This window comes from Caulobacter sp. SRI_008, from assembly GCF_057586355.1.
Genome location: NZ_JBYCZS010000002.1, coordinates 25,497 through 51,957, shown reverse-complemented (window position 1 = coordinate 51,957; position 26,461 = coordinate 25,497). Strand labels below are relative to the sequence as shown.

Genomic DNA, 26,461 nt, shown 5'->3' with positions numbered 1-26,461 from the left:
AAAAGTGGGCCGGGCCCGGCGTCTACTTCCGCACCACCTGGCCGCCCTTCATCACGAACACCGGATGCTCCAGCACGGTGACGTCGGCCAGCGGGTCGCCCGAGACGGCGATCAGGTCGGCATAGTGTCCAGGGGTCGCCTGGCCGACGTCCTTCTCGCGGCCCAGGGCCTGGGCGGCGTTGACCGTGGCGGCCTGGATCGCCTGCAGGGGCGTGGCGCCATAGCGGACCATGACGGCGAACTGCCGGGCGTTGTCGCCGTGCGGATAGACCCCGGCGTCGGTGCCGTAGATCATCTTCACCCCGGCCTTCAGGGCCTTGCGGAAGTTCTCGCGCTGGACCTCGGCGATGTCGCGGTCCTTGCGCAGGTTGTCCTCCAGCACGCCGTTCTTGGCGCCCTCGGCCTGGGTGTAGTCGGTGTTGTAGATGTCCATCGAGAACCAGGCGCCCTTCTGGACGGCCAGCTTGATGCCTTCGTCGTCGACCAGGCTGGCGTGCTCGATGGTGTCGATGCCGGCGCGGATGGCGTCCTTGATGCCGGCCGCGCCGTGGGCGTGGGCGGCGACCTTCAGGCCGGCCATGTGGGCCTCGTCGGCCACGGCGGTCATCTCGGCCAGGGTCAGCTGCTGCTGGCCCGGCTCGTCGCCATGCGAAAACACCCCGCCGGTGGCGCAGATCTTGATCACCTGGGCGCCGTACTTCTTCAAGGTCCGCACCGCCTTGCGGGCCTGGTCGGGGCTGTCGATGTTGTAGGGGGCCTTCTGGTCCATCGACGGCGGGAAGAAGGTGCTGTCGCAGTGCCCGCCGGTGGCCCCGATGGCGTAGGTGGCCGTCACCACGCGCGGCCCGGGCACGATCCCCTCGTCGATCGCCTCGCGCAGGCCCACGTCGTTGAAGCGATCGGCGCCGACGTTGCGCACGGTGGTGAAGCCGGCGTTCAGCGTGGCCTTGGCGTTGGCGGTCTGGGTCACGCTCCAGAAGGCGTCGCTGAACTGCAGGGAATTGTAGCCGCCATAGACCGGCGAGGCGTCCAGGTGCACGTGCATGTCGATCAGGCCCGGCAGCAGGGTCGCGCCCGGCAGGTCGACGGTCTCGGCGCCCTGCGGGATCGCCACTTCGCCCGCCTTGCCGACGGCGGTGATCCGGCCGCCGACCACCAGCACCACCGGATTGTCGACATAGCGCCCGCTGGCGACGTCGAGCAGCCGCGCGGCGGTGACGACCTTGGTCTCGGCCGCCTGGGCGAGGCCCGCGCTCAGCGTCAGGGCGACCGCCAGGGTCGAAATCGTCAGTCCACGCATCCGGTCGCCTCGCTGATTTGCGAAACCGACGCTAGAGCGTGGCCTTGACCGTGGAAAGGGCGACCGCGCGTTGCGGCCGCCCCTTTTTCGTCACGCCTTGAAGAAGGCCAGCAGGTCGGGGTTCACGATCTCCGGGTGGGTCGTGCACATGCCGTGCGGCAGGCCCTTGTAGGTCTTCAGCTCGCCCTTCTTGAGCAGCTTGGCCGAAAGCGGGGCGCTGTCGGCGTAGGGCACGATCTGATCGTCGTCGCCGTGCATCACCAGCACCGGCACGTCGACCTTCTTGAGGTCTTCGGTGAAGTCGGTCTCGGAGAAGGCCTTGATGCAGTCGTAGTGGGCCTTGATGCCACCGGCCATGCCCTGGCGCCACCAGTTCCAGATCACGCCCTGGTCGACCTTCGCGCCCGGACGGTTGTAGCCGTAGAACGGGCCGGCCGGCACGTCGAAGAAGAACTGGGCGCGGTTGGCGGCGGTGGCGGCGCGGAAGCCGTCGAACACCTCCAGCGGCAGGCCGCCGGGGTTCTTGTCGCTCTTGACCATGATCGGCGGCACCGCGCCGATCAGCACGGCCTTGGCCACGCGGCCCGGCTTGGCGCGGGCGACGTAGTGGATCACCTCGCCGCCGCCGGTCGAGTGGCCGACGTGGATGGCGTTCTTCAGGTCGAGGTGGTCGGTCAGGGCCGCGACGTCGGCGGCGTAGGTGTCCATCTCGTTGCCGTCGTCGGTCTGGGTCGAGCGGCCATGGCCCCGGCGATCGTGGGCGATCACCCGGTAGCCCTTGGCGTAGAAGAACATCATCTGGTTGTCCCAGTCGTCGGCGCTCAACGGCCAGCCGTGGTGGAACACGATCGGCTGGGCGGTCTTGGGACCCCAGTCCTTGTAGTAGATCTGCACGCCGTCCTTGGTCGTGACGTAACCGCTGCTCATGGTCATGGCTCCATGGGAGGAAAGAGGCGCGGCCGTGGCCGCGGCGAAGGGCGGCGCGAGCGCGAAGGCCGCCAGGCCAAGGCCCGCGGTCAGCACGTCGCGGCGGGAGGCGCCGTCGTCGGTGGAAGGATTGGTCATCGGTCGCCCCTCTGGATCGAACAGTCGGGACGGCGCGTCGTCGCCTCCCCGAACGAGGCGCACAGTGGCCCACGACCCGGGAGCGGGCTTGAACATATCGGGCGAAGCCTGGGACGAACGCGCTTCGACGTCGGCTTGCCCAGCGGGCGCTGCTCGGCCACGATCGGCCCATGCGTGAAGCCTACGAACCCGCGTCCGATTTCCTGAAGGCGGTCATCGCCGAGACCGCCCCGCTCCTGGGCGATGCGACGGCGGAGGAAAACCTGCGCCGGGTCGTCGATCTGACGGGCGACGCCGACGCGTCGAACCGCGACTGGGCGGTCTTCCTGCTGGCCCAGGCGGAGATCGACACCCCCGCCGTGCGCGAGGCGCTGTTGCAGGCTGCCCGGCATGACGACGACGAGGTCGTCCGGGCCGAGGCGATGCTGGGTCTGGCGCAACGCGATCCGGGCCTCGCCCTGCCCTTGGTGCGCGAAGCGCTGGCCGGCGAGGCCGCGGCCCTGCCGCTGTTCGAGGCGGCCGCGCTCTGCGCCCATCCCTCGCTGATCGCGGATCTGAAGGTCTGGGCCGAGCCGTCCGACGAGCCCTATATCGACCAGCTCGCCGCCGAAGCGCTGGCGGCCTGCGAGGCGGCCGCCTAGGCGTCCCTTACTCCACCCGGGGCAGCACCAGGGCCACCCGCAGGCCGGGGCCCATGCCGTTGTATTCGCCCGGCCCCTCGGCCAGTTCCAGGCGGCCGCCGTGCGAGGCGGCCACCGCCTGCACCAGCGACAGGCCAAGGCCCGCCCCCGGCTCGCTGCGGCTGTTCTCCAGGCGCACGAAGCGCTGGACGACGCGGGCGCGGTCGGCCTCGGGCACGCCGGGGCCGGTGTCGGTGACCGAGAACTCCAGCTCGCCCGACGAGCGCCGGCGCAGGCGCATCATGATCGCCCCGCCCTCGGGCGTGTACTTGATGGCGTTGTCGAGCAGGTTGGCCAGGGCCTGGGCGATGAACTCGCGATTGCCCCGCAAGCTGAGAGCCGGCGTGACCTCGGACTTGAAGTCGAGGCCCTTGTCCTCACACGACAGTTCGTAGAGCTCGGACATGTCGGTCGCCAGTTCGCTGGCGTCGAAGGGCTTCTGGTCGGGGGCCTGGCCGGCGGCCTGCAGGCGGGCGATGGCCAGCACGGCGTTGAAGGTCTTGAGCACGCCGTCGGCGTCCATCAGCGCCGTCTCCAGCGCCGCCACCGGATCGCCCTTGCCGTTCTCGGCGTCGATCAGGGCCACCTCCATGCGGGCGCGCAGGCGGGTCAGGGGACTGCGCAGGTCGTGGGCGATGGCGTCGCCGGCGTGGCGCAGGCCGCCCATCAGGCGCTCGATGCGGTCGAGCATGTCGTTCAGGCCCTCGGCCAGTTCGTCATACTCGTCGCGGGTGCCGCGCAGCTTGGCGCGGGCGTGCAGGTCGCCCGAGCGCACGGCGTTCACGACGTCCACCAGCCCCTGCATGCTGCGGCTGACGTTGCGACTGATCAGCACCCCGCCGGCCAGACCGAGGATGATGACCAGCGCCCCCGCCCCCCACAGGGCCCGAACGATCTTCATCACATAGCCCTGGGACTCGGCGACGTCGGCCCCGACGAACAGGATCTCGCCGCCGCTCAGGCGCTCCTGCACCCCGCGCGCCGAGCGCCGCACGGTGGCGCCGTCGAGGTCGGTCTCGGTCAGGGTGAAGGTCCGCCAGGTCGGCCCCGTGCCGGTGAAGTCGTCGATCGGCGACTCCTCGATCGAGCCGGTGATCCGCTTGCCGTCCTTGTCGGCCAAGTAATAGAGGAACGGCCGCTCGCCGATCGCCCGCTCGACCAGGGTCTGGTTCAGGGCGTTGACCCCGCCCTGGCGATAGGCCGCCTCCAGGCTCTCCATCTCGCGGGTGATCTCCGCGTCGGCGCGGCGGTCCACCTCGCCGGCGGTGGCGATGTAGATATAGCCGAGGAAAGCCGTCGCCGCGGCCGCGAACAGGGCCAGGAACAGCAGGGTCAGCCTGAACGGCGTGGATCGGACGAGGCGCGGCAGGCGCATGGCTTCAGGTCTTCTTGCCGATCAGAACGTCGAGGTCGCGCCGGCCATCCAGGACCCGCAGCACTTCGACGCCGCCCGATATCGGGCGATAAACGATGATCCACGGCTTGACGCTGTGAACGCGCGCGCCGCGGCGTGTGGCCCGGCCAAGGTGCGGAAAAGCCGCCAGGTTTGGCAAGGCCGCCTCCAGTCTCCTCAGCACCGACGATGCGGCCGAAAGCCCGTTGTCGGCGACGACCTGACGAAAGATGTCGCGAAGGTCCGTCTCAGCCTTGGCCGTGGTGACGAAACGCGGCGGCACGGTGGACGGGTCAGGCCTTGCGCTGGACTTGAAGAAACCGCGAGGTTTCCTCCACGATCAGCTTTTCCACGTCGAGCACCGAGCGCTCACCGTCCTGGGCGTCCGCCTCCGCGACGAGCACTTCCAGCGCATCGCCATTGCGCGACAGCCAGGCGTCCAGATCCGCTCCGGAAAGCTCCGGATCGACGGGAGCGCCTTTCGCAATAGGCTTGGACTGCTTGTTCATGGCGCTCAGCCTAACACGGGTCCGGCAGGCCGCCTACGGATCGAGCCGGTAGCCCGCCCCGCGCACGGTCTGCAGCATGGCCCGGTCGAACCCCTTGTCGATCTTGGAGCGTAGACGGGAGATGTGCACGTCGATGACGTTGGTCTGTGGGTCGAAGTGGTATTCCCACACCTTCTCCAGCAGCATGGTGCGGGTCACCGACTGGCCGGCGTGGCGCATCATGAATTCCAGCAGCTGGAACTCCCGGGGCTGGAGGTCGATCTCCTTGCCCTGACGATGGACCGTGCGGTTGATGAGGTTCATCTCGAGCTCGCCGACCTTCAGGGTCGTGGCCACCGCGCCCGTCTCGCGGCGGCGCGACAGGGCCTCGACGCGGGCGATCAGCTCGGGGAAGGCGTAGGGCTTGACCAGATAGTCGTCGGCGCCGGCCTTCAGGCCATCGACGCGGTCGCCCACCTCGCCCAGCGCCGACAGGAACAGCACCGGCGTCTGGTCGCCTTCGCGGCGCAGGGTCGAGACCACCTCGACGCCGTTCTTCTTGGGCATCATGCGGTCGACGATCAGCACGTCGAACCCGCCCTTGCCGGCCTCGGTCAGGCCCGCCTCGCCGTCCGGCGCGTGGACGCATTGATAGCCGGCCTCGGTCAGGCCGTGGGACATGGCGGCGGCGGCCTCCAGATCGTCCTCGATGATCAGAATACGCATCAGCCAACCCCTCGTGCGCCGTCCGGATGGAGAAACAACCCACGTTCTCCCGATTCTGTCGACCGGAGCGATAGCGAGCGGTCTGATACCGGCTTTACGCGCGAGCGTACCTTAAACCTTGGTCACATACGAAAAATCCCGCCCCGGAGGTTTCCGGGGCGGGATCGATCGGTTCACGCTGCGAAGAGGCTTACGGCGCGATCTTCAGCGGCACGATGGTCGGGCGGCCGGCGCGGACGATGCGCAGGTTGACGCTCGGACGCTGCAGCTTCTTGGCCGCCTCGACCGCGGCGTTGACCTCGGCGACGGTCGCGACCGGCTCGCCGTTGACGCTGGTCACCACGTCGCCCTTGCGCAGGCCCTTCTCGCCGGCGTCGGACGAAGCCTTGACGCTGTCGATCAGCAGACCCTTCACGGCGGTGTCGATGCCGTTGGCCTTGCGGGCGGCGTCATCGAGAGGCGACAGGCTCATGCCCAGGGCCTCGACCTTGGGAGCCGCCGGCTTGGCCGGAGCGGCCTGATCGCCGCCGTCCTCGTTGTCGTTGTCGGCCAGTTCCTTCTCGGTCGGGCGCACGCCCGAACGGATCTCGACGGTGCGGGGCTTGCCGCCGCGCAGGACGGCCAGCTTGATCACCTCGCCCGGACGGGCCTTGGCGACTTCGCGGGTCAGTTCCGAACCGCTCTTGATGGCCACGCCGTTGACCGAGGTGACCACGTCTTCCGGCATCAGGCCGCCGCGCTGGGCGGGGCCGCCCGGCACCAGGTCGGCGACGATGGCGCCCTTGACGTCGGCCAGGCCCTGAGCTTCGGCCATCTCGCTGGTGAAGGGCTGGATCTGGGCGCCGATATAGCCGCGCACCACCTTGCCGCCGTTGATCAGCTGCTTGGCGGTGGCCTCGGCCACGTCGGCCGGGATCGCGAAGCCGATGCCCACCGAGCCGCCGGTCGGCGAGAAGATCGCCGTGTTCACGCCGATCACCCGGCCGTAGATGTCGAACGACGGACCGCCCGAGTTGCCGCGGTTGATCGGGGCGTCGATCTGGATGTAGTCGACGAACTGCGAGGAGTTGTCGCCCAGGTCGCGGCCATAGGCCGAGATGATGCCGGCCGTGGCGGTGCCGCCCAGGCCGAACGGGTTGCCGATGGTGATCACCCAGTCGCCGACGCGCGGACGAGCCTGGTTCTCGAAGTTCACGAACGGGAACGCCGCGCCCTTGGCCTTGGGATCAATGACCTTGATCACCGCCAGGTCGGTGCTTTCGTCGCGGCCGACGATGGTTGCCTTCAGCTCGCGGCCGTCCTTCATGACGACGTTGATGCCGTCGGTGTCGGCGTCGGCCACCACGTGGTTGTTGGTGACGATGTAGCCGTCGGCCGAGATGAAGAAGCCCGAGCCCGAGGACTGCTGCTTGGGCGCCTGGGCGGCGTCGTCGCCGTCCTCGCCCGGCTTCTGGCCCTTGGGCACGATGTCGAACGGCAGGCCTTCAAGGCCCGGGATGCGCAGGCGGGCCTTGGGGTCGGCCTTCGAGGTCACGTCGATCTGCACGACGGCCGGCGAAACCTTCTCGAAGATGTCGGCGAAGGACAGAGGCGCGCCGGGCGGCGGGGCGAACATCGGGGCGGCGGTGGCCGAGGCGCGCACCAGCTGCGGCTCCTGCTCCGCGGCGCCGGCCGGTCCCATCCGCATGCCCACGCCCGCCAGGGCGGCGCACGCGACGCCCGCCCCCGCGACGGCGCCAACAATGAATCCTGACTTCCGAGCAGCCATCTTTCGTCTTTCCTCAACCCACGGCGCTTTGCGCCGGGTTCTGTCGAACAGAACCTAGTCGCACCAGCAATTCGTGCAACGGTTCCAGGATTATCTTTCCTTCACCCACGCGGCGCTTCTTGCGGCGTCATCGCGGCGCAATCGTGTCATTCCTTCCCGAGCAGACCGCGCAGCCGCGCTTCCTCCTCGGGCGACAGCGTCTCGGGCGGCGCCTCCGCCTCCCGCCGGCGTCGCAGCAGCGCGACCATCAGCCCGCCGCCGGCCAGCAGAACCGCCAGCGGCGTCAGCCACAGCACGGCGTTGCCGGGCGAGAACGGCGGCTTCAGCAGCACGAACTCGCCGTAGCGCTCCGTCAGGAACGCACGGATCTCGCCGTCGCTCCGGCCCTGCTTCACTTGGTCGCGCACCAGCACCCGCAGGTCGCGGGCCAGGTCCGCCTCGGAATCGTCGATCGACTCGTTCTGGCAGACCAGGCAGCGCACCTGCTTGAAGATTTCGCGCGCCCTGGCCTCCTGCCCCGGATCGGCCAGCCGCTCGGACGGGTCGGAGGCCGCGGCCATGCAGGCGACGGCGGCGATCGCTACCGCGATCCCCCTCAGTCGGCTTCGCCGCCAGCTCCCCCAGCGGGGGAGCATCTTGGCGCCCAGATCCTCCCCCCCTGGGGGAGGTGGCCCGAAGGGCCGGAGGGGGTCAGCGCTCACGCTTCAGCTCCCTTGGCCTTCCGTCCGACACCCAGCCGCAGCCGACGGTCCGACAGCGACACCGCCCCGCCCAGGGCCATGATCAGCGGTCCCAGGAAGATCAGCCGCACCCACGGATTGACATAGGCCCGCACCAGCCAGGCCGGCTCGCCCGCCGGACCCGCCCGGCGCTCGCCGATGACCACGTAGAGGTCGTCCAGGCCGCGCGGGCACAGCGCCACCTCCGAAGTCGTCTGGCCGCCGACCGGGAAGAACCGCCGCTCGGGTTCGGCCGTGCAGACGAAACCACCCGTCTTCTTCTCGATCCGCACCACGCCGCGCTCGGCCAGGTAGTTGGGACCGTCCAGCGTGCCGACGTCGGTCAGGGTCAGCACATAGGCGCCCAGCTCGATCTTGCCGCCGACGCCCAGGGCCTGGGCGCTCTCGACCCGCCAGGCGGTCTCGAAGCTGGCGCCCAGCGCGAAGAGGCCAAGGCCGGCATGGGCGATGGTCATGCCCCAGGCCCCGCGCGGCAGGCCCGAGAGGCGCCGGCGCACCTCGGCCCAGGGCGCGCGGAAGGCCTTCACCCGCTCGGCCAGTTCGACCAGCGCGCCGCCGATCAGCCAGAAGCCCAGCACCAGGCCCAGGCTCGCCAGCGCCTTGCGCGGCGTGACCAGGGCGTAGGCGGCCAGACCCAGCACCGCGGCGATGACCAGCGCCAGCCACAGCCGCCGCACCACCAGCCGCGCGTCGCCGCGCTTCCAGGCCAGCAGCGGCCCGGCCGGCAGTATGGCCAGGGCCAGCACCAGCAGCGGCGTGAAGGTCAGGTTGAAGAACGGCGGCCCGACCGAGACGGCCTCGCCGTCCAGCGCCTCGCGGATCAGCGGATAGAGCGTGCCCAGCAGCACCGTCGCCGTCGCCGCCGACAGGATGATGTTGTTCAGCACGATGGCGCTCTCGCGGCTGACCGGCGCGAACAGGCCGCCGGCGTTCAGGCTCGGCGCGCGGATGGCGAACAGCACGAAGCCGAAGCCGGCCGCGATCCCCATGATCGACAGCAGCAGCACGCCCCGCGTCGGGTCGACGGCGAAGGCGTGGACGCTGGTCAGCACGCCCGAGCGCACCAGGAACGCCCCCAGCATCGAGAAGCCGAAGGCCGCCAGGGCCAGGAACACCGTCCAGCCCGGCAGCGCGCCGCGCTTCTCCAGCACGATGGCCGAGTGCAGCAGGGCGGCGCCGATCAGCCAGGGCATGAAGCTGGCGTTCTCGACCGGATCCCAGAACCACCAACCGCCCCAGCCCAGCTCGTAATAGGCCCAGAAGGCGCCGAGCGTGATGCCGACGGTCAGCAGGCTCCAGGCCGCCAGGGTCCAGGGCCGCACCCAGCGGGCGAAGGCCGCGTCGACCTTGCCCTCGATCAGGGCGGCGATCGCCAGCGAGAACACCACCGAAAAGCCGACATAACCCGAATAGAGGAACGGCGGATGCACGGCCAAGGCCCAGTCCTGCAGCAGCGGATTGAGCGAGCGCCCCTCCACCGGCGGGTCCGGCAGGCGGGTCATCGGGTTCGAGGCGAAGACGGTGTAGGCCAGGAACAGCACGCCCAGCGCGCCCTGCACCGCGATGGCCCAGGCCCGCAGGCGCGGCGGCAGACGCTCGCCGAACACCGCCATGGCCGCGCCGTAGCCGGTCAGCACCAGGCACCACAGCAGCATCGAGCCCTCGTGGCTGCCCCAGGCGCCGGCCACCTTGTAGAGCAGCGGCTTGGCGGTGTGGGAGTTGGCCGCGACGTTGGCCACCGAGAAGTCGGAGGTCACGAAGGCGTAGATCAGGGCGGCGAAGGCGCAGGCCAGGGCCGCGAAGGTCGCCACGGCCGCGCCGCGTCCCGCCCCCGCCAGCGCGCCCGACCGCCGCAGCGCCCCGACGGCGGAAAGGCCGCTCTGGGCGACTGACAGCACCAGGGCCAGGACCAGGGCGAACGCGCCGAACTCGACGATCATCGGGCGGTCTTTCCCTCACCGTAGGACGGCGGAGCCGCGCCCTCGCCGCGCCACTCGCCCTGCTCCTTGATGGCCTTGGCCACCTCGCGCGGCATGTAGCGCTCGTCGTGCTTGGCCAGCACCTGCTTGGCGACGAAGACGCCGCCCTCGTCGAACGATCCGGAGGCGACGATCCCCTGCCCCTCGCGGAACAGGTCGGGCAGGTCGCCCTGATAGCGCACCTTGCTGGTCGCCTTCTGGTCGGCGACGACGAACTCCACCAGGCCGTCCGGGTGCTTGACCACGCTGCCGGCCTGGACCAGCCCGCCCAGCTGCACCTTGCGGCCGGCAGGCACGTGGGCCTCGTGGGCCTGGGCCGGGGTGTAGAACAGCGAGATCGAGTCCCGCATGCCGTACAGGGCCAGGCCCGCCGCCAGGGCGGCGACCGGCGCGATCGCCAGCAGGATGGTCAGGCGCCGGCGCGCCTTGCGGGACTTGGGCAGGAAGCTCATCGGGGAACCGAGGTGGCGGCGGGCGCATCGGCGGCCTGGCGCAGGGCGGCCAGCACGCGCGGCTGGTCCTTGAAGCGCTCGGAGGCGGTCTTCAGGGCCGCGTCGCGACGGGCGACGTCGCCCAGCACGCCATAGGCGCGGACCAGCCGCACCCAGCCGTCGGCGTTGTCGGGATCGGCGGCCAGCTTGGCGGCCAGGCTGTCGACCATGCCCTGGATCATCTCGGGGGTGACGCCGCCGTCGGCGGCCGCCTGGGCCGCCTGCGAATTCGGCTCGACCAGCCGGCCGGCCTTGGCCGTGCGGTCGATCTCGCCGGCCAGGATCGCGCGGCGCTCGTCGGCCGGCGGCAGCGAGGCCAGCAGCGCCCGCCAGCCGGCCAGGCCCTCGTCCAGCCTGCCATCGGCGATCAGGGCCTTGGACAGGTGATAGCGGGCGGAAAGGTCGCTCGGGTCGCGCTTCAGCGCTTCGCTGAACGCCATGCGGGCGTCAGGGCCGACCTGGCCGTTGTCGCCGGCCACGAAGGTCTCGCCCAGGGCGGTCCACAGGTCGGCCCGCTGCGGGGCCAGGCGCACGGCGCGGCGCAGGGCCTCGCCGGCCCCGACGGCGTCGCCGCCGGCGATGCGCACCAGGGCGAGGTTGCGATAGAGCTCGGGATCGTTGGGCCGGGTCTTGGCCGCCTGCTCCAGCACAGCGGCGATGCGCGGCGGGTCGAGCATCGACGGGTCGGTCGACTTCCACTCGGCCACCCGGCGGGCGAAAGGCTGGTCGGCCGCGCCTGGCGCGCCCACCAGCACATAGACCACCACGGCCAGCAGGGCGGCGATCGCCGCGACGGCCACCACCGCGCGGCGCGGACCTTTCCCGTCCTGGGGCCAGTCGGCCGCGCCCTGGTCGGCGGCGGCCAGCAGCCGGCGGCCGGCCTCGGCGCGGGCGGCCTTCAGCTCGCTGTCGGCCAGCAGGCCGCGCTCGGCCAGGTCGTCGATCTCGGAAAGCTGCCGGCGATGGACGGCCAGGGCCGGGTCGTCCCCGACGGGCGCGAGCCCGTGCGCTGCGCCCCGCAGCACCAGGGCGGCGGCGGCGGCGGACAGACCCGCGGCGGCGATCCAGAAACCGATCATGGTTCGCTGTTAGCCGCAGATCGATCCGCGCGTCAGTGAAAAAAACACTTAAGGCCCAGATTGCGTCGCGGCGTCCGCCAGGTCCCGGATCAGCGCCCGAGGCGCAATGTCCCACCGCGCCCCCAAAGTCGCCTCCCTCGCCCCTGTGGCGAGGGCCCATGCCGGCGACCGCTCAAACCTCGACCAGCCTCGAAAGGTCTGAGCGGCTGAACGATGGATCCTGGGCACGAGGCCCAGGAAGGCGATCGGAGGGGGTATCCAACCCGCAGATTTCAAACGGCGGATTTCGGCGGTGAAGACTGCCGTCCGCCCCTACGCCGCCATCGCCGCGACGGCCCGGCGGCGGACGATCTCGGCGGTCTTCTCGTCGCGGGTGTGGGCGATGTAGGCGGCCGCGATCTCGAGATAGGCGCGGGCCACCTGCGGGTCGCCGCCCTCGCCGGTGCGGGCCACGTGCAGGCTGTCCTCGATGTACTGGTCCAGCCGCTGGTTCAGCTTCTCCAGCACCTTGGCGCGGGTCGAGCCGTAGCCGGCCTGGGCCGCGCAAGGCCGCAGGTCCTCGACGAAGGCCAGGGCCGAGGCGGCGCGGCGCACCAGGACCGCGTCCGGCGCCTCTTCCAGCTTCGGCACGCCCTTGCCGCCGCCCATCTTGCCCATCATCGAGATCGGCCGCAGCGGCAAGGCCAGGCCCAGCTCCTTGTCGGCGGCGTTCATCCGCGTCTCGGCCGCCTGGGCCGCCGCCTGCTTGAACTTGGCCAGGCGCTTGCCCCACGGGCCGTCCTTGGCCACGTCGACCGCCTGTTCGAACTCGGTCAGCTGGTGGGCGATGCGCTGGGCCGAGGCCGCCGCCGAACGGCCCGAGGCCTCGCCGCCCTCCAGGTCGAAGCCGCGCACGTGCTCGATGCTGGCCTCGATGTCGGCCAGCATCCGCTCGCCGAATTCCTTGACCTCCGACGAGGCCAGGTAGCGGTCGTTGGGACGGTCCATCACCGCCGAGATCACCCGCAGGATCCGCCAGGGCTCGGGCAGGTGCGCCGCCAGCATCTCGAACATCCGCGGACCGGCGTCGTCGCTGATCGCGCAGGCGTCGCGATAGGCCAGGCGCGCGGCCGCCGCGCGCTCGCCGCTCATCCGGCTGACCCACTCCGACAGTCGCGGCAGGGCGTTGCGGACGATCACCGACAGGTCGAGATAGTCGGCCAACTCGTCGGCGTCGCAGATCTGGGCGATCGCTTCGTACTCAGGCCGTTCGGCCGCGCGCAGGCCGCGGGCGGCGATCTTGCACAGCTCGTTGAAGACATCGGGCGCGCCGTTGTCGAGATCCCAGGGATTGCAGCGCGCCGCGCCCTCGGCCACCTGGCGCGGGGCCTCGACCTTCAGCGCCTTCCACAGCAGGGCCAGGGCCCGGCGCGGGAACTGCGGCAGGTCCTCGGCGCGCGGCTGGCACAGCGGCGCGATGGGGGAAAGAATGGTGTTGCGGACGTAGCGATCGGCGGTCTCGTCCTCGACCATGGCCCGCACGGTCGCCAGCGCCCCCTGCCCGCCGGCGTTGGCCAGGGCGAGCTCGAGACTGCGCAGAGCCGCATCGGGCGCGGTCTCGACCAGCGTCCGGATGATCTGCAGTTTGTGCGCGGCGATTGCGGGCATCGATCTCCGCCGGGGACGGGACATGTCCAGGCAGCGTCAACCATGTTGCCAACGAGGTTAAGACTTTCCGAAACCGCTGCTTTTTCAATGACGCAAGGCAAGGCGAAGTGTCGCGGCGCCGAAAGCTCCACCTTGACGACAGCGCGCTATCGCCAGAGTGGCGCGCGGTAGCGTTAACCCTCCGCGCGCGGCAGCGACAGCACCACCCGCAGGCCGCCCAGCGGCGAATCGTCCAGGGTCACCGAGCCGCCATAGGCCCGCGCCAGTTCATCGACGATCGACAGGCCAAGCCCGGTGCCCGGCGTGTGCTCGTCCATCCGCTGGCCGCGCTTCAACGCCTGGGCCCGCTGCTCGGCCGGAATGCCCGGGCCGTCGTCGTCGACGGTCAGCAGCATGCGCCCCTCGCCGTCCGCCTTGGCCTCGGCGCGGATGCGGGCCTTCGACCACTTGCCGGCGTTCTCCATGACGTTGCCGGCCAGTTCCATGAAGTCCTGCCGCTCGCCCTGGAAGCACAGGTCTTCCGGACAGCGCCAGTCGATCTCCACGCCCCGCCCGTCGTTCTTGTCCTGGAAGATCCGCTCCAGGGTCACGGCCAGTTCGTCGAGGATCGGCTCCACCGGCGTGCGCTCGCCGCTGGTCTGCGAACGCGCCGCCGCCCGCGCCCGGCGCAGATGGTGGTCGACCTGCTCGCGCATGGTCTGGGCCTGGCGCTCGACTACCTCGGCCAGCGCGCCGCCCTGCTGGCTGGCCTCGGTCAGCATCACCGACAGCGGCGTCTTCAGGGCGTGGGCCAGGTTGCCGACATGGGTGCGCTGGCGCTCGACGACTTCCTGGTTGTGGGCCAGCAGGCCGTTCAGCTCGCCGGCCAGCGGCTCCAGCTCCTCCGGATAGGGTCCGACCAGCCGCTCGGCCTTGCCGCTGCGCACCCCGGCGATCTCGCGGCGCAGGCGGAAGATCGGCTGCAGGCCGAACCGCACCTGAAAGACGATGGCCACGATCAGGCCCACGCCCAGCAGCAGCAGGGCGAAGGCCGTGATCCGGCCGAAGCGGTCGGCGTCGTCGTCGATCGGGGATCGGTCCTCGGCGGCGATGAACACCACGGGCGCCGGATGCCCCGGCAGCCGCGTCAGGATCGCCGCCGCCCGCAGCGGCTTGTCCTGCGGCCCGCGCATGTCGAAATAGAGGGTCTTGCCCGGATCGGCCGTCAGCCGGTCGATCTGGGCGGTGGACAGCATCAGATCGCTGTCGAACAGCGAGCGCGAGCGCTCGATCGCCGAGAGCCCGCCGCCGCTCTTCTGGGCGAAGATCGCCCAGTAGCGGCCGGAATAGGCCCGGGTGGCGCGGATGTCGGTCAGGAACGGCGCCTTGACCACCCCGTCCTCCACCGTCGAGCCGGCATAGAGGTCGTCGGTCAGCACCGCCAGCGACTGGTCGAAGCGGCGGATGGCCGCGTCGCGGAACTGGGCGGTCAGGAAGGCCCCGGCCGCCAGCAGCACGAACAGCGTCCAGATCGCCGCCAGCAGCACCAGCCGCCGGACGAGCGAGCGCTTGCGGAAGTCGAGCATCAAGCCTCGCCCCCGCGCGCGATCACCCCGCGGTCTCGCCTTCCAGCGGGATCAGGCGGTAGCCGAGGCCGCGCACCGTCTCGATGCGGTCGGCGCCCAGCTTCTTGCGCAGCCGGCCGATGAACACCTCGATGGTGTTGCTGTCGCGGTCGAAGTCCTGGTCGTACAGGTGCTCGACCAGCTCGGTGCGGCCGATCACCCGGCCCTGGTGCATCATCATGTAGTGCAACAGGCGGTATTCCAGCGAGGTCAGGCGCAGCGGCTCGCCGTTGACGCTGGCCCGCGCCGCGCGCGGATCCAGGCGCAGGCCGCCGCAGGTCAGGCTCGGCGCGGCGTGGCCGGCCGAGCGCCGCAGCAGCGCCCGCAGGCGCGCCAGCAGTTCCTCGGTGTGGAAGGGCTTGGTCAGGTAGTCGTCGGCCCCGGCGTCGAAGCCGGCGACCTTCTCGCTCCAGGCGCCGCGGGCGGTCAGGATCAGCACGGGCGTTGCGACATTGCCGCGCCGCCAGCGCTCCAGAACCGACACCCCGTCCACCTTGGGCAAACCGAGGTCCAGGATCACCGCGTCATAGGGCTCGGTCTCGCCCAGGAACTGGGCTTCCTCGCCGTCGGCGGCGTGGTCGACGGCGTAGCCCGCGTCGGAGAGGGCCAGCTTCAGCTGGCGCGACAGGTCGGGATCGTCTTCGACGAGCAGGATGCGCATGTCTCGGGGAACTCCCTAGAGCCTGTCCGGTTCGGACGGTCCCGTCCGAAACGGATAAACAGGCTCGCAATCAAAAGGTAGAGCGCGACGAACGCCGAAATCGCTCATGGTCTCAGCCGTCACGCTCTACCCGCCGCTGAGGATCCGGCCGCTCTCGGCGTCGACGATGAAGTCGATGCGGCGGCCGTCCGTGGTCGCCCAGCGGATGCGGTAGTTGCGACCTTCCAGCCCTGCGTCGAGCAGGCGGCCGGGGGTGCGGCGGGCGATGCTGTCGATGACCGCGCTCAGCGGCACCAGGCGGCCCGACTGCACGCCGCCACGCGCCTGGTCCTGCCGGGCGCGCCAGTCGGCGCCCAGCGAGTCCGGGCCGCGCTGGGCCAGAGCCGCGCCCGGGAGGGCGGCGACGATGGCGGCTGCGGCGAGTATGGCGCGGATCGGCTTCATGTCGTCCGGTTTAGAGGAGCACGGCTGAATGGAGACTGAACGCGGGGTTTATGAACGGTGTGCGACGTCCTGTCACGGGCCAAGCCCCGCTCGACCACAATCTGAAATCACATAAAGATATCTTTATGTCCTTATTGACAACGCCAGCCGACCCAGGCTTGATAAGCGGGTCGTGGTCTGCGGACGTTTTGCGTCCAAAGCTAAGAGGGAAGCCGGTGTGAAACCGGCGCTGCCCCCGCAACTGTAAGCGGCGAGCGGCCGTCCGATACGTGTCACTGATGCGCCGAACTCGACTCGGTGGCGCATCGGGAAGGCCAGGACGGCGGCGTCGACCCGCGAGCCAGGAGACCTGCCTCGACAGATAACGTCCTCCGGCGGGGTGCCCGGTCTGGTCGCTAGCTCCAGGCGCGGGTCGGCCAGCCCGTTCGCGCGCCTATGCCTGCGCCCCGTCCAGCCTCCGTCACCATCGAGACAGAGGCTAAGAAATGACCGTCACCGTCGCCGCCCTCGGCTTTCCCCGCATCGGCCCGCAGCGCCGCCTGAAGACCGCCCTCGAAGCCCACTGGGCCGGCCGCCTCGACGCCGAAGGGCTCCAGACCGAAGCCTCCGCCCTGCGTGCGCTCGCCTGGCGCCGCCAGGCCGATCTCGGCGTCGACCACGTCCCCAGCGGCGACTTCTCGCTCTACGACCACGTGCTCGACACCGCCGTCATGGTCGGCGCGATCCCCGCCGCCTACGGCTGGACCGGCGGCCCGGTCGATCTGCAGCTCTACTTCGCCATGGCGCGCGGGACGCAAGGCGAGCCGGAAACCTGCGGCCACGGCTGTTCGCACCAGACGGCGACCGGCCTGCCGGCGCTCGAGATGACCAAGTGGTTCGACACCAACTACCACTACCTCGCGCCTGAACTGGCCCCCGACCAGGCCTTCACCCTGGCCTCGACCAAGATCATCGACGCCTTCCTCGAGGCCAAGGCGCAAGGCGTCCACACCCGCCCGGTCATCCTCGGCCCCGTCACCTTCCTGAAGCTGGCCAAGACCAAGGACCGCCACTTCCAGCCGCTGTCGCTGCTCAGCGCCCTGCTGCCGGTCTATGCCGAGCTGCTCCAGCGCCTGGCCGCCGCCGGCGCCGACTGGGTGCAGATCGACGAGCCCTGCCTGGCGCTCGACCTCACCGACTTCGAGCGCGCCGAGATCCGCCGCGCCTACGGCGCCCTGACCCACGCCGCCCCGCGCATCAGCATCCTTCTCGCCAGCTATTTCGGGACCTATGGCGACAACCTCGCCACCGCCGCCAACCTGCCGGTCGAAGGCCTGCACCTGGATCTCGTCCGCGCCCCGGGCGACCTCGACGCCGCCCTGGCCCTGGCCCGCGACAGCCTCGTCCTGTCGCTGGGCGTCATCGACGGCCGCAACGTCTGGCGCGCCGACCTTGAGGCCATCCTCGACCGCGTCGAGCCCGTCGTCTCCGCCCGCGGCCCCGACCGCGTGATCCTGGCCCCGTCCTGCTCGCTGCTGCACACCCCGCTCGACCTCTCGATCGAGACCAGCCTCGACCCGCAAATCAGCCAGTGGCTGGCCTTCGCCGTCCAGAAGCTGGAGGAGCTGGCCGTCCTGGCCAAGGCCCTCAACCAGGGCCGCGCCGCCGTCCGCGACCAGCTCGCCGCCTCCAGCGCCGCCGTCGCCTCGCGCAAGACCTCGCCGCTGATCCACGACGTCGCCGTCCAGGCCCGCGCCGCCGCGCTGACCCCGGCCGACGCCGCCCGCGCCACGCCCTTCGCCGAGCGCATCGCCCTGCAGCAGGCCAGGCTCTCCCTGCCGCCCCTGCCGACCACCACCATCGGCTCGTTCCCGCAGACCGCCGCCGTCCGCCAGGCCCGCGCCGCCCACGCCAAGGGCCAGTTGCCCGACGCCGACTACCAGGCCTTCCTGCGCGCCGAGACCGCCCGCGCGGTGGCCTGGCAGCAGGAGATCGGCCTCGACGTGCTGGTCCACGGCGAGTTCGAACGCAACGACATGGTGCAGTATTTCGGCGAGCGCCTGACCGGCTTCACCTTCACCAAGCACGCCTGGGTCCAGTCCTACGGCTCGCGCTGCGTGCGCCCGCCGATCCTCTACGGCGACGTCTCGCGCCCCGCGCCCATGACGGTCGAGTGGTGGGCCTACGCGCAAGGCCTCACCGCCCGCCCGATGAAGGGCATGCTGACCGGCCCGGTCACCATCCTCCAGTGGTCGTTCGTCCGCGACGACATCCCGCGCTCTGAGACCTGCCGCCAGATCGCTCTCGCCGTCCGCGACGAGGTCGTCGACCTCGAAGCCGCCGGCGCGAAGATCATCCAGATCGACGAGGCCGCCCTGCGCGAGGGCCTGCCGCTTCGCCGCGGCGACTGGGACGCCTACCTCGCCTGGGCCGTCGAGGCCTTCCGCATCGCCGCCTCGGGCGTGGAGCCCCAGACCCAGGTCCACACCCACATGTGCTATTCGGAGTTCAACGACATCATCGCCGCCATCGGCGCCATGGACGCCGACGTCATCTCCATCGAGACCGCCCGCTCGAAGATGGAACTGCTCGACGCCTTCGAGGCCTACGCCTACCCGGCCCAGATCGGCCCCGGCGTCTACGACATCCACGCCCCCCGCAGCCCCGCGGCCGCCGAGATGCTCGACTTGCTGGAAAAAGCCGGCCAGCGCCTTTCGTCGTCTCAGCTCTGGGTCAACCCCGACTGCGGCCTGAAGACCCGGCGCTGGGAAGAAGTGGAGCCGGCGCTCGCCAACATGGTCGCGGCGGCGAAAGCGGCGCGGGCAGCGCTCGACGCCTGACCGACAAGGGGCGCGCCAAACCGGTGCGCCCCCAACCAAACCCTCTCTCTTAGAGAGAGGGAGGGGCCCGCCGCGAAGCGGTGGGAGGGTGAGTGGTTTCGCCGCCTACAGGAAAATCCCAATTCCTCTGCTTGAGACCGAGGGAAAGCCGCTCTCATGCTTTTGCATGGACAGGACCGCCTACGCCCGCAGCCTTCGCCAAAGCCAGACCTTGGCGGAGAAGACGCTATGGGCGCTCGTCCGGAACCGCCGCCTCGCCGGCTTCAAGTTCATGCGGCAGATTGCGATCGACCGCTATTTCGCGGACTTCGTCTGCGAGTCGGGCAAGCTAGTCGTGGAGCTCGACGGCGCCGCGCATGACGGTCGTGAGGTCTATGACGACCATCGCACCGATACGCTGGAACGACTGGGATATGTGGTCTTGAGATTCCGCAACGAGCAAGTTCTGGCCGATCCCGGCGGGACAACCAACGACATCCTGGCCGCGCTCCGATCGGCCAGACCGTAACCACTCACCCTCCCACCGCCTGCGGCGGCGGGCCCCTCCCTCTCTCTAAGAGAGAGGGTTTGGTTCGCGATAGATGTCCGCAACGGGCCGAGAGGCCGCCCTTCACCGACGACTGGTGAGAGAAGGCGAGAACGCTCACTCCCACTCGGTCAGCCCCGGCGCGTGCATCCAGGAATGCAGCCGCCCGCCGTGCGCATCCGCCAGCACCAGCGCCTCGCGGAACATCAGCCGCAGGGCGCGGTTGGTCAGGGGTTGCTCGCGCCGCAGGAACAGCATCTCGCGCTCGATATCGGCGCGGGCGATCCGCCAGCCCCGAACCTCCGTCAGCGCCGCGATCACGCCGGCCGGCAGGTCGAGGCGCACCTCCACCGTATGAGGCCGCCGGCGGTCCAGCCCGTGCGACGCACGGAAACACCACAGCAGCGCACGGGGCCGCCAGGCGCGCAGGATGGTCGCGCGCAGGTCCGCGGGATAGCTGTAGCGATCCAGGGCCTACCGCCGCTTCGGCGTATACGGCTTCTGGTCCCGCCAGGCCTGGGCGAACTTCTCCAGGTCCTCGTCGATCGTCTCGGGCAGGGTGACGATGAGCCGGGCGTAGAGGTCGCCGCGCACGCCCTTGGCGTCCGACAGGCCCCGGCCCTTCAGCCGCAGCTTCGAACCGCTGTTGGCGCCCTTGGGCACGGTGACGTTCACCGGGCCGTCGGGCGTCGGGGCCTCGACCTTGCCGCCCAGCACCGCGTCGGGGATCGAGACGGGCAGGTCCATGACCAGGTGCTCGCCTTCCTTGCGGTAGATCGGGTGGGGCTTGACCGCCAGTTCGATCAAGGCGTCGCCCGGACCGCCGCGCCCCGGGCTGCCTTGCCCCTTCAGGCGAAGCGTCTGGCCTTCCTGGGCGCCGGTCGGGATGGTCACGTCGATGGTGCGGCCATCGGAGAAGGCCACGCGCTTCTTGCCGCCCTTGATCGCCTCTTCCAGGTCGATCTCGAGCTTGGCGCGCACGTCCGCGCCCTTGGCCGAGAAGCCGCCGCCGAAACCACCGCCGCCGCCGCCGCCGCGATTGCGGCCCAGGATGTCGCCGAACAGGTCGTTGAGGTCGACTTCGGGCCCCTCGCCGCCGCGACCGAAGCCGCCGCCCCGGTTGAAGCCGCCGCCGCCGAACGGATTGCCGCCCGCCCCGCCGAAGCCGCGCATGGTCTCGCGCCCGTCGGCGTCGATCTCGCCGGCGTCGAACTTCTTCTTCTTCTCGGCGTCGCCGAGGATGTCGAAGGCGGCGCTGACCAGCTTGAACTTGTCTTCGGCCTTCTTGTCCCCCGGGTTGGTGTCGGGGTGATACTGCTTGGCCAGCTTGCGGAACGCCTTGCGGATCTCATCGGCGCTCGCGCCGCGGGAAACACCAAGCTCCAGATAGGGGTCGCGCGCCAAGGAAGGCCCTCGAAGGACTAGGGATAAAAGCCGAAGCCCCTCACTTAGGCCGTTCCGCGCCGGGCGCAAGCCAAATGTTGCATTAATATCACAGACCCGTTGCCGCAGGCGCGCCCCAGCCCCAGCTCACCGAGCCCTGCCGCACCCGCGCAGACAGGGCGCCGGACGGTCCTGACGGCAGATCCGCCGCCCGCATCGCCGCCGTCCAGACGAAGCCCGCCGCCTCGACATCGGCCGTCCGCACCACGGTCTCGCCGTCCAGGATCTCCACCCGCCACAGCGCCTCGCCGGCCGGAACCTCGGCCTCCCAGCTGTCGCCGCCGGTCCGCGCGCGGGCGATCCACGACAGCCGCACATCGCCGCCCACCGTCCTGGCTTTCAGGTGCGCCGGCGACCACGGCCGCAGGGCCAGCCCCCGCCAGGTCGCCGCCACCTGCGCCATCGCCGTCCCCGCCGCCGGACCACCGGCCGGCGCCGCCCGCCAGACCAGCGGCAGCCCCCGCTCGGCCAGAGCCAGCTCGGCGCGGACTAGCGCCTCATCGACCAGCACCACCTCGGCGCCCGCCGGAACGAGATCCGCCACGTCCGAGCCGCCCTGCCCGCGCAGCAGGCCGCCCAGGGCGAAGACCTCGCTCCCCACCGCCTCGGCGGTCAGGAACTGCAAGAGCTCCCAGCCCTCGCCCCCAATGGCTTGCGAGCGCACCGCCAGCAGGTTCTCGCCGGCCAGCACCGCCGCCCGACTGCGGCTTTGCGGAACGCCGCCCTCCAGCCGTACGACCAGCCGCGTTCCCCGGTCGAAGCGATGGCGCGGACCGGCCGGCAGGTCCGACAAGGTCACACCCACCATCGCCGGCGCGCTCGCATTGGCCCGCACGCGCAGCGCGTCCACCGCCACGCCGGCATGCACGTCGAAAGCCCGCCAGGGCTGGGCCGACACCGCCACCAGCGGCCGCGCGTCGTCCTCCGCCCCCGGCAGCGGCGGCAGGTCCAGCACCACCAGGGCCGGCGGCCCGGTCACCGACGCGGCCGGCGCGGGGCTCCAGTCGATCGCTCCCGCCGCGCCCGGCTCGGGCAGGACCGGCAGCAGACGCGCCCTGGGCCGCTCGTCCAGGTCCACCCGCGCTGCGCGCCAGGCCTCGCCGTCCAGCGCCAGCCGATCCCCGGCCCGCCAGCGCAGGACGGCCAGCGGCGACAGGTGCACGATCCGCTCGCGCCGCACGGCCGCTTCGGCGTCCAGCCGTCGCCCGGCGACCACCGCCGCCTCGGCCGCCGTCAGCACCAAGGGCGCGTCGACATCCAGGGTCTCGCCCCCTCCCTCACTGAGCCCGTCACGCCGCACGATCAGCGCCCCTGCCTGATAGTCGCGCGCCAGGTCCACGAACCGCAGCCGCACCGCGCCCGCCGCCGCCTCCAGGATCCGCGCCGCGCTCTGCGCCGCCTCGCGATCCTCCGGCCAGGCCAGGTCGTCGTCCGCCAGCATCCCCGCCGCCGGCCCCGAGCGCGACACCAGCCGCACGCCCGCGCCGCGCTCCGCCACGTCCAGCCCGAAGGCCTCGGTCAGCGGCGCCAGGGCGTCGCGCAGGCGCATCGGCCGCTCGATCACATAGCCGGCCACCAGGCCCGAGGCCTCGCCGGGATCGATCTCCACCCCGCCCCGCGCCGCCACCGCCAGAGCCAGTTCACCCACGCCCATCGATCCGGCCCGGCCATTCAGCCAGTGGCCCAGGCTCCAGTTGCCCGCATCGGCCCACACGCCCGACCTCGCGGGAAAGTCCGGGAACGGCCGCGCGTCCCAGCACCAGGCCGACGCCTGCTCGATCATCGGCCCGCCATAGACCGGCGACAGCGGATTGGCCGCCGGCTCGGCGATCCAGCCCAGCACCGCCTCCAGCGCCCGCCGCTGGCCCAGTTCGTCGCGCGTGCCGTCCGAGAACGGCGGCAGGGCGCTCTCGGCGCTCTTGGCGTCGACGAACAGGTTCGGGGCGTTGGCGCCCTTATCCACCGCCCCGCAGCCGAACTCGATCAGCCGGATCGGCTTGGACATCGGAACCCAGGCCGTGGGCGCAGGCGAGCGCACGCCCAGCGGCCGGTCGTGATGCGGATGGCTCCACCAACTCAAGAGGTCCTTGGGCCGGAACACCCACGGCTCGCCATGCGCCCCGTCGGTGATCAACGTGCGCGCCTGCGCCGCCCGCGCCGCGTCCGAGGCATAGAACCAGTCGAAACCCTCGCCGCCCGTCAGCCCGTGGCGCAGATAGGCCCCGTCATGCGGCCCGCCCCAGCCGGCGAGGGCGTCCAGATGCCCCTCCCCGTCCCGCCAGTCGGTGATCGGCGGATAGTAGTCGATCCCCACGAAGTCGATGTTGGCGTCGGCCCACAGCGGGTCGAGATGGAAGTGCACGTCGCCCGAGCCGTCGGCCGGCTGCGCCCCGAAATACTCGCTCCAGTCGGCCGCGTAGCCGACCTTGGTCCCCGGCCCGACCAGCGCCCGCACCTGCCCCGCCAGCGTCTTCAGCGCGCCGACCGCCGGAAAGCCCGTCGCGTCCCGCAGCCGCGTCAGCCCCACCAGCTCCGAGCCGATCAGGAAGCCGTCCACCCCGCCGGCCTGCGCCGCCAGGGCCGCGTAGTGCCGCACGAACCGCCCATAGCCCCAGGCCCCGTCGAAGAAGGCGCCGACCTGGATCGCGGCCGCCGCCGTCTTGTGCGCCGTGCCCCGCCGTCCCGGCCCAGGATGGCAGGTGATCCGCCCCCGCCACGGATAGGCCGCCTGCTCGGCGCCGCCGTAAGGATCAGCGAGACCATTGCCGGCGGGCACGTCCATCAGCACGAACGGATAGAGCGTCACCGCCAGACCCCGCCGCTTCAGCTCGACGATCGCCTGCACCACCGCCGCGTCGGCCGGCGTGCCGCCATAGGCGACGGCGCCGTCGCTCGACGAAATCAGGTGCGCCCCGCCCCGCTCGACGCCCGCTACGCTCCAGGCCATCGGCTCGGTCGGCTTGTCGGCCAGCTCCACGCCCGGCCGGATCTCGCACGACCCGCAGCGCAGGTCGGTCCCGAACCAGGCCACCACCAGGTTCACGTACCTCACCTTCGGCAGCTGCGCCTGCAGCTGGTCCAGCGACACCAGCAGGTCGGCCCGCCCCTCGGCGTTGTTGAGGTTCTCCGCGCTGGTCCGCGTCAGGCCCGAGCGCCGCAGCACCACGTCGGTCGCCAGCACGAACTCGCCCGCCCCCGGGATCAGGCAGACGCTTTCCAAACGGTCCTCCAGCGCCGTGCCGTCGCCCGCCGGCCGGCGGAACACCTCGAACGACAGCTGCGGCGGCCGCCCGCCGAAGGCGTCCAGCATCAGGTCCTCGAACACCACATAGGCGACGCCCCGAAAGGCCGGCGCGGCGTCCTCGCCCTCCACCGCCGCGATCAGCGGGTCGGCAAGCTGGTCCTCGGTTCCGCGATGCACGCGCATCGTCACCCCGTCCATGTCCAGCGCCTTGCCGTCGGCCCACACCCGGCCGATCCCGTCGATCGGCCCCTCGCCCACGGCCAGGGCGAACGACAGGCTGTAGCCGTACGACCGCGTCCGCCCCGCCTTGCTGCCGCTCGTCGTGCGATGCTCGCGAAATCTGGCGGCCCAGATCACCTGGCCCGCCACCCGCGCGCGGCCGAACACGCACGGCATGGCGGCGCCCTCGGCCGCCGCCGTCAGCTTCAGCTCCGAAATCCGCGGCCCGACCTGCCGGGCCGGGCTCAGGGAAGCGATCAGGCTCTGGTCGATCGCCGCCCCGATGGTCGCGCCGATGGCGCTCCCGGCCGGGCCGAACTGCGAGCCGACCGACTGCAGGATCATCTGGGCCATCAGACATGCTCCGGAAAGGAAAAGGCGGCCGCCAGCCGGGGCCGCCACCAGGCGCCCAGCCAGGTCTCGACGCAGGCCCGGCCCCAATAGGCGTGGATCATCCGCGTCCCTTCACCTGAAAGGATCGCGCAGTGCTTGGCCGGCGCGCCCCGCGCCATGCGGAACACCAGCACGTCGCCGGGCCGTGCCGCCGTCGGCTCGAGCGGGATCAGCACGCTCGCCAGCCCCGCCAGCAGCGGCTCGCCCTCGCCCAATTCCGCCCAGTCCGGACGATAGGGCGGCGGCGTGATCTCGGCCCCGCCCAGACCCCGCCACACCCCGCGCACCAGCCCCAGGCAGTCGCAGCCGACGCCCTTCAGGCTGGCCTGATGCTGATAGGGCGTGCCGATCCAGCTTCGCGCCTCGGCCAGCACCCGCTCGCTGATGGAGCCCCGGGCACTCATCGCCGCCCGCCGTCGTTGAGGTCGCCCTCGACCGGATAGAGCGTCAGGAAATCCTCGCCCGGCAGGGTCGGAAAGCCCCGGAAGTTGACGCCGTTGGAAAACACCGCGCGGCAGGTCGCCCACCGCCGGTCGCAGCTCGCGCCGGGATGCGCCGCCAGATCCACGCCGCAGCGCGCATCGCCCAGGCTGGCGTCGCAGCTGCGGGCATAGGTCCGCCCGACCACCCGCTCCAGCGCCGCCGCCGGCCCCTCCAGTTCGGCAGTGAAGGCCCCGCCCGTCCACGACACCCGCGCTACCCGCGCCCGCCACAGCTCGACGAACAGATCCGGCGCGCTCCAGTCCACCCGCAGGCAGGCCACGATCGCCCCGTCATAGAGCCCGGCCTCGACATCCGCCGCCCTGATCGCCGCGTCGTCGAACGCCCCCAGCGCCGCCGCCAGGCCCGGCGCGAAACCCGCCTCGTCCTCGACCGCCCCGGCGCTCCAGCCGCTGGCGGCCCGGCAGGTCGCGCCCTCCACCACCAGATCCCGGTCATGGTCGGTGAAGCCCAGCACCACGCCGTCCGCCCGGGTCAGCACCCAGGCGTGGCACAGGCTGGCCGCCCCGCTTTCGATGCGCTGGGCCAGCGCCTCCGGCACGGCGCGCATCAGACCCGCACCTCGGCCAGCGACACCGCCCCGACCCTGGCCGCGCCGAACCCCTCCAGGGTCACGTCCAGCCGGTCGAGGTCGAAGCGCACCGGGGTGTCGAACAGGAAGCCGGCGCTCACCGTCGCCCCCGCCGCCGGCGCGGCCGTCAGGGTCACCAGGCCGCTCGCCGCATCGACCGCGAAGGCCCCGGCCGCCTGCTCGACGCCGGCCACGGCCACCCGCACAGACCCGGCCTGCGGCTTGGCGATCGCGCGGACCACCGCCTCCTCGCCGCTGCCGTACAGCTTCACCAGCTGGAACGCCGTCCGCGTCCCATCGCCGACGCCCAGCGCCTGGTCGGTAGGCGCCGGCGCCAGCGACGGCGCGCACGACTTGAAGTCGGCCGGATCCCGGAACCGGAACCCATGCAGCCGCCCCCGCCGCGCCTCGAAGAACGCCACCAGCTCGGCCGCCTCGTCCAGGCTGCGGCTGGCCGTGCCGATCAGGAACCGCCGCCGCCCCTGCGCCCAGGGGCTCGACCGCCGCTCGAAGCCGGACGCCAGGCCGACCACCTCGGTCCGCCGCTCGATCCCGCTGGTCCCGCCGAAGGCCAGGCGCAGCGGCAGGCGCGTCTCGTGAAAGGCGCTCATGCGAGCCCTCCTTGACAAGAATATGGAATGTGAGTGATCACTTACTTACATTTGATCGGAGACCGACCC

The 26,461-nt window shown here is 71.2% G+C and carries 24 protein-coding genes and 1 riboswitch; of the genes, 3 read left to right on the top strand and 21 right to left on the bottom strand.

Annotated elements, in window-relative coordinates; genetic code table 11:
- Positions 1–22: 22 nt before the first annotated feature.
- Both AC2YHT_RS02320 and AC2YHT_RS02315 read right to left on the bottom strand, forming a co-directional pair.
- The gene (locus AC2YHT_RS02320) at positions 23–1,300 is read right to left on the bottom strand and encodes a Xaa-Pro dipeptidase (RefSeq protein ID WP_487287986.1); all 1,278 of its coding nucleotides are present in this window, start codon (positions 1,298–1,300) and stop codon (positions 23–25) included.
- A gap of 90 nt (positions 1,301–1,390) precedes the next feature.
- Positions 1,391–2,227 carry an alpha/beta fold hydrolase gene (locus tag AC2YHT_RS02315; RefSeq protein ID WP_487288178.1) on the bottom strand — a complete coding sequence of 279 codons (837 nt, stop codon included), beginning with the start codon at positions 2,225–2,227 and terminating at the stop codon, positions 1,391–1,393.
- A gap of 308 nt (positions 2,228–2,535) precedes the next feature.
- Here AC2YHT_RS02315 and AC2YHT_RS02310 point away from each other — a divergent pair, with 308 nt between their 5' ends.
- Positions 2,536–3,006 carry a hypothetical protein gene (locus tag AC2YHT_RS02310; RefSeq protein WP_487287985.1) on the top strand — a complete coding sequence of 157 codons (471 nt, stop codon included), beginning with the start codon at positions 2,536–2,538 and terminating at the stop codon, positions 3,004–3,006.
- Between the two features lie 7 nt (positions 3,007–3,013).
- Here AC2YHT_RS02310 and AC2YHT_RS02305 read toward each other — a convergent pair whose 3' ends face one another.
- From AC2YHT_RS02305 to AC2YHT_RS02245, 13 genes are all read right to left on the bottom strand, one after another.
- Positions 3,014–4,420, bottom strand: coding sequence for a sensor histidine kinase (locus tag AC2YHT_RS02305; RefSeq protein ID WP_487287984.1), 1,407 nt, complete (start codon positions 4,418–4,420; stop codon positions 3,014–3,016).
- Positions 4,421–4,424: 4 nt separating this feature from the next.
- Entirely contained in the window at positions 4,425–4,721 is a 297-nt protein-coding gene (locus AC2YHT_RS02300; RefSeq protein ID WP_487287983.1) for a type II toxin-antitoxin system RelE/ParE family toxin, read from the bottom strand.
- Positions 4,722–4,731: 10 nt separating this feature from the next.
- Entirely contained in the window at positions 4,732–4,947 is a 216-nt protein-coding gene (locus AC2YHT_RS02295) for a hypothetical protein (protein WP_487287982.1), read from the bottom strand.
- A gap of 33 nt (positions 4,948–4,980) precedes the next feature.
- Positions 4,981–5,652, bottom strand: a complete 672-nt coding sequence (locus AC2YHT_RS02290) for a response regulator transcription factor (RefSeq protein WP_487287981.1) — start codon at positions 5,650–5,652, stop codon at positions 4,981–4,983.
- A gap of 190 nt (positions 5,653–5,842) precedes the next feature.
- Positions 5,843–7,420: a Do family serine endopeptidase gene (locus AC2YHT_RS02285; RefSeq protein ID WP_487287980.1), complete on the bottom strand. Its 1,578-nt coding sequence runs from the start codon at positions 7,418–7,420 to the stop codon at positions 5,843–5,845.
- Positions 7,421–7,566: 146 nt separating this feature from the next.
- Entirely contained in the window at positions 7,567–8,055 is a 489-nt protein-coding gene (locus AC2YHT_RS02280) for a cytochrome c-type biogenesis protein (RefSeq protein ID WP_487287979.1), read from the bottom strand.
- 62 nt (positions 8,056–8,117) lie between these two features.
- The gene (locus tag AC2YHT_RS02275) at positions 8,118–10,100 is read right to left on the bottom strand and encodes a heme lyase CcmF/NrfE family subunit (protein WP_487287978.1); all 1,983 of its coding nucleotides are present in this window, start codon (positions 10,098–10,100) and stop codon (positions 8,118–8,120) included.
- Positions 10,097–10,591, bottom strand: coding sequence for a cytochrome c maturation protein CcmE (gene ccmE / locus AC2YHT_RS02270; protein WP_487287977.1), 495 nt, complete (start codon positions 10,589–10,591; stop codon positions 10,097–10,099). Before ccmE ends, AC2YHT_RS02275 begins: the two co-directional genes overlap by 4 nt.
- Entirely contained in the window at positions 10,588–11,709 is a 1,122-nt protein-coding gene (ccmI, locus tag AC2YHT_RS02265) for a c-type cytochrome biogenesis protein CcmI (RefSeq protein ID WP_487287976.1), read from the bottom strand. The genes ccmE and ccmI overlap by 4 nt, the downstream gene beginning before the upstream one ends.
- A gap of 312 nt (positions 11,710–12,021) precedes the next feature.
- A complete protein-coding gene (locus AC2YHT_RS02260) occupies positions 12,022–13,356 on the bottom strand; it encodes a hypothetical protein (RefSeq protein ID WP_487287975.1) in 1,335 nt (444 codons plus the stop codon).
- 173 nt (positions 13,357–13,529) lie between these two features.
- Positions 13,530–14,921: a sensor histidine kinase gene (locus AC2YHT_RS02255; protein ID WP_487287974.1), complete on the bottom strand. Its 1,392-nt coding sequence runs from the start codon at positions 14,919–14,921 to the stop codon at positions 13,530–13,532.
- 22 nt (positions 14,922–14,943) lie between these two features.
- Positions 14,944–15,621, bottom strand: a complete 678-nt coding sequence (locus AC2YHT_RS02250) for a response regulator transcription factor (RefSeq protein WP_487287973.1) — start codon at positions 15,619–15,621, stop codon at positions 14,944–14,946.
- Positions 15,622–15,747: 126 nt separating this feature from the next.
- Positions 15,748–16,065 carry a PepSY domain-containing protein gene (locus AC2YHT_RS02245; protein WP_110133196.1) on the bottom strand — a complete coding sequence of 106 codons (318 nt, stop codon included), beginning with the start codon at positions 16,063–16,065 and terminating at the stop codon, positions 15,748–15,750.
- Between the two features lie 156 nt (positions 16,066–16,221).
- A riboswitch (cobalamin riboswitch) is annotated at positions 16,222–16,436 on the top strand.
- A gap of 114 nt (positions 16,437–16,550) precedes the next feature.
- Here AC2YHT_RS02245 and metE point away from each other — a divergent pair.
- Together metE and AC2YHT_RS02235 are read left to right on the top strand one after the other, a co-directional pair.
- Positions 16,551–18,884, top strand: coding sequence for a 5-methyltetrahydropteroyltriglutamate--homocysteine S-methyltransferase (gene metE, locus AC2YHT_RS02240; RefSeq protein ID WP_487287972.1), 2,334 nt, complete (start codon positions 16,551–16,553; stop codon positions 18,882–18,884).
- Between the two features lie 166 nt (positions 18,885–19,050).
- A complete protein-coding gene (locus AC2YHT_RS02235; RefSeq protein WP_487287971.1) occupies positions 19,051–19,392 on the top strand; it encodes an endonuclease domain-containing protein in 342 nt (113 codons plus the stop codon).
- A gap of 135 nt (positions 19,393–19,527) precedes the next feature.
- On the opposite strand, the gene AC2YHT_RS02230 is transcribed toward AC2YHT_RS02235, so the two are convergent.
- The 6 genes from AC2YHT_RS02230 to AC2YHT_RS02205 form a co-directional block, all read right to left on the bottom strand.
- Positions 19,528–19,761 (bottom strand): hypothetical protein, encoded by a 234-nt coding sequence (locus tag AC2YHT_RS02230; protein WP_487287970.1) that lies wholly within the window; start codon positions 19,759–19,761, stop codon positions 19,528–19,530.
- A gap of 123 nt (positions 19,762–19,884) precedes the next feature.
- Entirely contained in the window at positions 19,885–20,814 is a 930-nt protein-coding gene (locus AC2YHT_RS02225) for a DnaJ C-terminal domain-containing protein (protein WP_487287969.1), read from the bottom strand.
- Positions 20,815–20,902: 88 nt separating this feature from the next.
- Positions 20,903–24,670: a baseplate multidomain protein megatron gene (locus AC2YHT_RS02220; protein WP_487287968.1), complete on the bottom strand. Its 3,768-nt coding sequence runs from the start codon at positions 24,668–24,670 to the stop codon at positions 20,903–20,905.
- Positions 24,670–25,113 carry an NlpC/P60 family protein gene (locus AC2YHT_RS02215; RefSeq protein ID WP_487287967.1) on the bottom strand — a complete coding sequence of 148 codons (444 nt, stop codon included), beginning with the start codon at positions 25,111–25,113 and terminating at the stop codon, positions 24,670–24,672. Before AC2YHT_RS02215 ends, AC2YHT_RS02220 begins: the two co-directional genes overlap by 1 nt.
- Entirely contained in the window at positions 25,110–25,760 is a 651-nt protein-coding gene (locus AC2YHT_RS02210; protein ID WP_487287966.1) for a baseplate hub domain-containing protein, read from the bottom strand. Before AC2YHT_RS02210 ends, AC2YHT_RS02215 begins: the two co-directional genes overlap by 4 nt.
- Complete coding sequence (locus tag AC2YHT_RS02205) at positions 25,760–26,392, bottom strand: phage distal tail protein, Rcc01695 family (RefSeq protein WP_487287965.1); 633 nt, start codon at positions 26,390–26,392, stop codon at positions 25,760–25,762. Before AC2YHT_RS02205 ends, AC2YHT_RS02210 begins: the two co-directional genes overlap by 1 nt.
- Positions 26,393–26,461: the final 69 nt, after the last annotated feature.

Bases quoted from the DNA above. Each gene is read 5' to 3' on its own strand.
- AC2YHT_RS02320 (WP_487287986.1), bottom strand. From the start codon at position 1,300: ATGCGTGGACTGACGATTTCGACCCTGGCGGTCGCCCTGACGCTGAGC.
- AC2YHT_RS02315 (WP_487288178.1), bottom strand. From the start codon at position 2,227: ATGAGCAGCGGTTACGTCACGACCAAGGACGGCGTGCAGATCTACTAC.
- AC2YHT_RS02310 (WP_487287985.1), top strand. From the start codon at position 2,536: ATGCGTGAAGCCTACGAACCCGCGTCCGATTTCCTGAAGGCGGTCATC.
- AC2YHT_RS02305 (WP_487287984.1), bottom strand. From the start codon at position 4,420: ATGCGCCTGCCGCGCCTCGTCCGATCCACGCCGTTCAGGCTGACCCTG.
- AC2YHT_RS02295 (WP_487287982.1), bottom strand. From the start codon at position 4,947: ATGAACAAGCAGTCCAAGCCTATTGCGAAAGGCGCTCCCGTCGATCCG.
- AC2YHT_RS02290 (WP_487287981.1), bottom strand. From the start codon at position 5,652: ATGCGTATTCTGATCATCGAGGACGATCTGGAGGCCGCCGCCGCCATG.
- AC2YHT_RS02285 (WP_487287980.1), bottom strand. From the start codon at position 7,420: ATGGCTGCTCGGAAGTCAGGATTCATTGTTGGCGCCGTCGCGGGGGCG.
- AC2YHT_RS02280 (WP_487287979.1), bottom strand. From the start codon at position 8,055: ATGCTCCCCCGCTGGGGGAGCTGGCGGCGAAGCCGACTGAGGGGGATC.
- AC2YHT_RS02275 (WP_487287978.1), bottom strand. From the start codon at position 10,100: ATGATCGTCGAGTTCGGCGCGTTCGCCCTGGTCCTGGCCCTGGTGCTG.
- ccmE (WP_487287977.1), bottom strand. From the start codon at position 10,591: ATGAGCTTCCTGCCCAAGTCCCGCAAGGCGCGCCGGCGCCTGACCATC.
- ccmI (WP_487287976.1), bottom strand. From the start codon at position 11,709: ATGATCGGTTTCTGGATCGCCGCCGCGGGTCTGTCCGCCGCCGCCGCC.
- AC2YHT_RS02260 (WP_487287975.1), bottom strand. From the start codon at position 13,356: ATGCCCGCAATCGCCGCGCACAAACTGCAGATCATCCGGACGCTGGTC.
- AC2YHT_RS02255 (WP_487287974.1), bottom strand. From the start codon at position 14,921: ATGCTCGACTTCCGCAAGCGCTCGCTCGTCCGGCGGCTGGTGCTGCTG.
- AC2YHT_RS02250 (WP_487287973.1), bottom strand. From the start codon at position 15,621: ATGCGCATCCTGCTCGTCGAAGACGATCCCGACCTGTCGCGCCAGCTG.
- AC2YHT_RS02245 (WP_110133196.1), bottom strand. From the start codon at position 16,065: ATGAAGCCGATCCGCGCCATACTCGCCGCAGCCGCCATCGTCGCCGCC.
- metE (WP_487287972.1), top strand. From the start codon at position 16,551: ATGACCGTCACCGTCGCCGCCCTCGGCTTTCCCCGCATCGGCCCGCAG.
- AC2YHT_RS02235 (WP_487287971.1), top strand. From the start codon at position 19,051: ATGGACAGGACCGCCTACGCCCGCAGCCTTCGCCAAAGCCAGACCTTG.
- AC2YHT_RS02220 (WP_487287968.1), bottom strand. From the start codon at position 24,670: ATGGCCCAGATGATCCTGCAGTCGGTCGGCTCGCAGTTCGGCCCGGCC.
- AC2YHT_RS02215 (WP_487287967.1), bottom strand. From the start codon at position 25,113: ATGAGTGCCCGGGGCTCCATCAGCGAGCGGGTGCTGGCCGAGGCGCGA.
- AC2YHT_RS02210 (WP_487287966.1), bottom strand. From the start codon at position 25,760: ATGCGCGCCGTGCCGGAGGCGCTGGCCCAGCGCATCGAAAGCGGGGCG.
- AC2YHT_RS02205 (WP_487287965.1), bottom strand. From the start codon at position 26,392: ATGAGCGCCTTTCACGAGACGCGCCTGCCGCTGCGCCTGGCCTTCGGC.